Origin of the sequence: Caballeronia catudaia, from assembly GCF_001544755.2 — a bacterium.
GTDB classification, from domain to species: domain Bacteria; phylum Pseudomonadota; class Gammaproteobacteria; order Burkholderiales; family Burkholderiaceae; genus Caballeronia; species Caballeronia catudaia.
In genome coordinates this window covers 1-4499 of the sequence record NZ_FCOF02000105.1, presented here as the reverse complement: position 1 = coordinate 4499, position 4499 = coordinate 1, and the positions used below count along the sequence as shown (strand labels likewise).

At 63.8% G+C, this 4499-nt stretch carries 5 protein-coding genes and 1 pseudogene; 4 read left to right on the top strand and 2 right to left on the bottom strand.

The features are described from left to right. From AWB75_RS36095 to AWB75_RS36080, 4 genes are all read left to right on the top strand, one after another. Positions 1-909 (top strand): DUF3631 domain-containing protein (locus AWB75_RS36095; RefSeq protein WP_143746677.1); only part of this gene is annotated, 909 nt, incomplete at its 5' end. Positions 910-920: 11 nt separating this feature from the next. After that, positions 921-1433, top strand: a complete 513-nt coding sequence (locus AWB75_RS36090; RefSeq protein ID WP_235012433.1) for a TubC N-terminal docking domain-related protein — start codon at positions 921-923, stop codon at positions 1431-1433. Beyond that, entirely contained in the window at positions 1430-2413 is a 984-nt protein-coding gene (locus tag AWB75_RS36085; protein ID WP_087087199.1) for a hypothetical protein, read from the top strand. Before AWB75_RS36090 ends, AWB75_RS36085 begins: the two co-directional genes overlap by 4 nt. 400 nt (positions 2414-2813) lie before the next feature. Further along, positions 2814-3371: a hypothetical protein gene (locus AWB75_RS36080; protein ID WP_143746675.1), complete on the top strand. Its 558-nt coding sequence runs from the start codon at positions 2814-2816 to the stop codon at positions 3369-3371. A gap of 29 nt (positions 3372-3400) precedes the next feature. Here the strand turns inward: AWB75_RS36080 and AWB75_RS36075 are convergent, their stop codons facing one another. Continuing rightward, positions 3401-3820, bottom strand: coding sequence for a DUF4279 domain-containing protein (locus AWB75_RS36075; protein ID WP_235012431.1), 420 nt, complete (start codon positions 3818-3820; stop codon positions 3401-3403). Positions 3821-3830: 10 nt separating this feature from the next. After that, a pseudogene (locus AWB75_RS39110) lies at positions 3831-4499 on the bottom strand (hypothetical protein); the annotation flags it as partial.

Genomic DNA, 4499 nt, shown 5'->3' with positions numbered 1-4499 from the left:
GGCCACACGCGCGACAGCGCTTACGTCATTCGCACGGTCGGCGACGATCACACACCGAAGCGCTTTTTTGTGTGGGGTGCGAAAGCCATAGCGGGTATCGGTCATCTTGCCGATACGCTGATGGACCGGTCGATCGCGCTGGAGCTGCGCCGCAAGCTGCCGCATGAACAGGTGGACAAGCTGCGCCATGCGGAGCCGGGTCTGTTCGAACAACTGGCCGCAATGCTCGCGCGCTGGTCGGAGGACAACGGGGACGCCGTGAGAACCGCGCGCCCGGAGCTACCCGCCGCGCTGCACGACCGGGCGGCGGACAACTGGGAGCCGCTGCTTCAGATTGCGGAGACGGTCGGCGGTGTGTGGCCGGAAACGGCGCGACGTGCGGCGCTCGCGCTGTCGGGCGAAGCTGAGGCGTCGCAAAGCACCGGAACCGAGCTGCTGACGGATATCCATGAGGTGTTCGAAACGCAGAACGCGCAACGCATTTTCTCGGCCGATCTGCTGAACGCGCTACTGTCCGACGAGGAAAAACGCTGGGCGACGTGGCGCGGCGGACGACCGATGACGCTCAAGCAACTGTCCAGCCGCTTGAGCGAGTACGACATCAAGAGCGCGCAGATCCGCATAGGGTACGAATCGAAAAAGGGATTCTTGCGCAGTCAGGTCGACGACGCGTTCAACCGGTATTTGTCCTCTCCGGCTGCTCCCCCCGCTCCAAGCGAAACATCGAAACAACCCAATGCGGGCGCGGGTTTCGGTGTTTCGCATGATCCGAAACGTTTCGCTACCGAAAGGCCATCCGAAACGCTGGAACCCTTGCCAGATAAGGCTTGTTTCGATGTTTCGGATAGAAGCGAGAAAAGGGGCGAGAGGGGAAAGAGCGTGACCGACGACGAAGAGGAGGACGTATGACCGTAGCCGACGTGTTGAGCAAGGCGCAGGCGCTCGGCGTTCGTCTGCGTGTTGAAGGTGATCGAGTGAAAATGCGCGGCCCCGCCGCAGCGCTCGCGGCCATCAAGCCGGAAATCGCCGAGAACAAGGAAGAGATCATGGCGATCCTGAATGCGGCGGGCGGCGCGCTGATCGACCCGGACGGCGGCGCGTATCTCCCGTGGGGGCCGTATCTGTCATCTGCTGACGTGGTGCGGATGCGCGCCGAGCTGGCCGAAGCAATCGAGGACTTGGCGGACTGGGAGGACTGGATACCCGCCTACCGCGACGAAATTCTTTCGCGCGCGATGCGCGGCCCGCTGTCCGACCTGTTGCCGAATCTGGCGTACTTCGGTGAGCGCGTGCGCGAGCTGAACGCGGAGGCCGAAGCGCGGTTCCTGATGCGTCGCCGGTCATGGCGTGCGGGCGACGAACTGACGAACCGCGGCTATCCGGTCGGAGGCAGCCGTTCGACGCCCGTCCGCGCCGGAAAGGTGCGCCGATGACCAGGGCATGCTCCCCGTCCTTGCGGAGAGCCGCCGCCCTGCTCGCGCTCGCGGCGACCATCACGGCGGCGTGCCTGTCGATCGCCGCCGGCTGGCAACGCGGCGGCTGGCCAGCCGAGCGCGCGCTGTGGATCGTGCTCGGCGTGGTGCTGGTGGTTGCGGCGCACCTGTTGCCCGCGCTCTGCCGTGGCGCGCGCTGGCCGCTACGGTGCGTGGGCGCGGCGCTGTGGATCGGCTGCACGCTGTCCGCCTGCTACGGTCACGCGACGTTCTTCCTATTCGCGCAACAACACGCGGGCGAGCTGCGCGCCGCGCCGCTGCCCGATGCGTCGACCCTCACGACGCCGACGGCCGGCCGCTCCCTGACTCGCGTGACCGCGGAGCGCGCGGCGGTCGTCGCGCAACTCGTTACCGTGAAAACGGCCGCACGGCAGCGCGTATTGTCGGCGCGGCTAGAAGCGCTCGACGCGGAGGCCGGCGAGGTTCGGCGGCAGCAGGTCACGGACGATCGCACGGCGGCGCTGGAGGACCGCAAGCAAGCCGAACGCGAGGCAGCGCGCGCCGATCCAGCTACAACGCGCGTAGCGGCTCTGCTCGGCGTTCCTGTGGCGCGCGTGGATCTGCTCTCCGGTCTGTTGTTCGCGGCGGTGCTGGAGGGCGTGGCGTGCTTCTGTTGGCTGTTGGCGATAAGTCCGCGCGCGACAGTTACGGCGCGTGACTCGTTACCGGAGGCCGTGACTGCGCCCGTTACTGTGTCGGTACTGGCGCCAGTCACGCATGGAACCGCGCCGGCCACGGCGACGGCGGAGCATGTGAAGGATGGCCGCGCCGAGGACGCAGCGAGCGTGCAGGCAGCAATAGCGGCAGGACTGCTGCGCGGCACGGTGACCGATATCCGGCGCTTTCTCGGCTGCTCGCAGTCGCGCGCGGCGGCGCTCCGGCGGCAGATCTCGGAGGCCGAGACGTGCGGCAAGGTGTAACGGAACGGCTGTAACAGCGCGTGTAACAGCCGAAGAGTGTTATTGAAAGTTAGTACCGGATCAAGTGGCAACGTTGCCACTTGATCCGCGAAACCCTGCCGTTGCGCCGAGTTTTTACCGTCTATAAAAAGGGGCGACGGCGGAAAGAAACCGTCGCACGCTCGCCCACTGATACTCATCAATCTCGCCCCCGTCGCCCATCGCCTCGGAAGCTCGACAAGCTAAGAAATGCTCAGGCGCGCGCCGCTGATGAACATGGCTCGGTGCGTTGGAATTCGAGCGGAATTACGCGTTATTCGCAAACAACGCGCCGAGCCTTGCCAGATGAAGCCAAGCGCCGAATCGGGGCACCGGTTCGTGTGAGCTCCGGTTAATGATTTCGTATTCTGTGGAGACGTACATGCGCGGTGGAATGAGGATCAACGCGGGGCGACCGCGAACAAAGTCGCAGACGGGCCAGCTTCATTCGCTCGACGCGCGACGGCTGAGACGGGAAGACCTGCTACGTCCGGGGCTTCGGTTCGGCTGGCAGTGGACCGACGAGGACGGCAAGCCAACGGCACGAATCGACGTTCGCACGCACGAGCGCGCGCTTACCGTCGAATATTCGATCAACGGAACGCCTGTCGAGCAGCGCGTCGAGCTGCTGGAGACGCCCTGCAACTACGGCGGCGACCGCGTCTGGCTCGCGTGTCCGAACTGTCGGCAGCGCGTCGCACCGCTGTATCTCTCGCGACAAGTCGCTTGCCGGAAGTGTTTCCGGCTCGCTTATCCGTCACAGTCTGAAGATTTGATGGGCCGCATGTGGCGCAAGCAAGGGAAGGTCGAGAGGCGTTTGCGGTCAGGCAAGCGAATGACGAGCGCCACGCGCGATCGCCTGATAGACGAGCTGATGCGCGTCGAGGACGCTCGTGAAGCGGCATTCATCGCGGCGGCGCGGCGCCTGCTCGGCTTGTGACACGTACGCGCGCCGCCGTGTTCATCCGGTCAACGGTATTCGTCAATCTCGATCTCTACGCCCATTGCATCGGCGACTTTTCGAATGTCCTCCGGGATATCGGGCACACGATTCCCTTCGTAGTTATCCCAGTAGCAGAAGAACCGCATCTTTGCGTGCGTTCGCTCTGCAAGAGCAGGAAGGTCCGCGCGGGGCAAGTCCAGCAAGTTCAGCAAATAACGCAAGTGCGGCTCCAACCGATCACTCTGAACCGCTGACTCACTGGTAACGCTCCATTGCCCAAGTCGCCAAGGCGTTGCGGCGGTGCGCCCGGAAGGCATGATTCTCGGCTCTCCTTTCACGCCCGCGCGATCAGGCGTTACGCCGAAGTAGGTCGTCCAGAATTCAGGCCGCTCGACGTCTTGATAAATGGTGAACGAAGCATAGGCAAGCGATGATTCGATGGTCATATTCGTTGTTTCAAGGTGCATAGTTGTGCATGTTGTCGATCCAGATCTCTCGGAAATACACGCTTCCATCGTCGTGCCAGACAACGTTATCCGCGCCGCCAAGATCATTGGCATCCTTCATGACATGAATCATATTTCCAAATGTCTTTCGATCGTACCCGAGCATCTGAGCCGCATAGCCGGGGTTTTGCGTGCTGGCGGCAAGGTCCATTACATCGCCGCTCAGATCGTTCGGCACGTACTCGAACGGCTGCGCATCGCCGAGCAACGAGCCGCCATCGCCATCGGTGAAGCTCTTGAACATCGGCTCGCCGCCCCTGTCAGCGTCGGATGCCGTGCCTCCAAGCAGCGCACCTGCCGCCGCCTCTGCCACGCCGAGCCAATCGAAGCCACCATTACGGCCGTCGTCACCGCCCCCGACCGCGCTCGCTCCGGCGGATCGCGCAGCCTTTAGAAGCGCTTCCTGCTTCGACGGGTCATACGGACCGGACAAGATCGGCTCGCCGCCGCCGAAGGTACGCGATGACGGCGTCAACGAGTCACTTGGCGCGCGCAGGCCGTCTGCAAGTGTGGAAGTCTGGGAAGCGGCCGCAGGCATGTAACCGCCGCTCCAATCGTCGGTTCGATCGATGACGGGGATGACAAGGTCATCCTCTACCGCCTCCTTGACTGCTTCCTC

Excerpts from the sequence above, each read along its gene's own strand:
- AWB75_RS36085 (WP_087087199.1), top strand. The coding sequence starts at position 1,430 with ATGACCAGGGCATGCTCCCCGTCCTTGCGGAGAGCCGCCGCCCTGCTC.
- AWB75_RS36080 (WP_143746675.1), top strand. The coding sequence starts at position 2,814 with ATGCGCGGTGGAATGAGGATCAACGCGGGGCGACCGCGAACAAAGTCG.
- AWB75_RS36075 (WP_235012431.1), bottom strand. The coding sequence starts at position 3,820 with ATGACCATCGAATCATCGCTTGCCTATGCTTCGTTCACCATTTATCAA.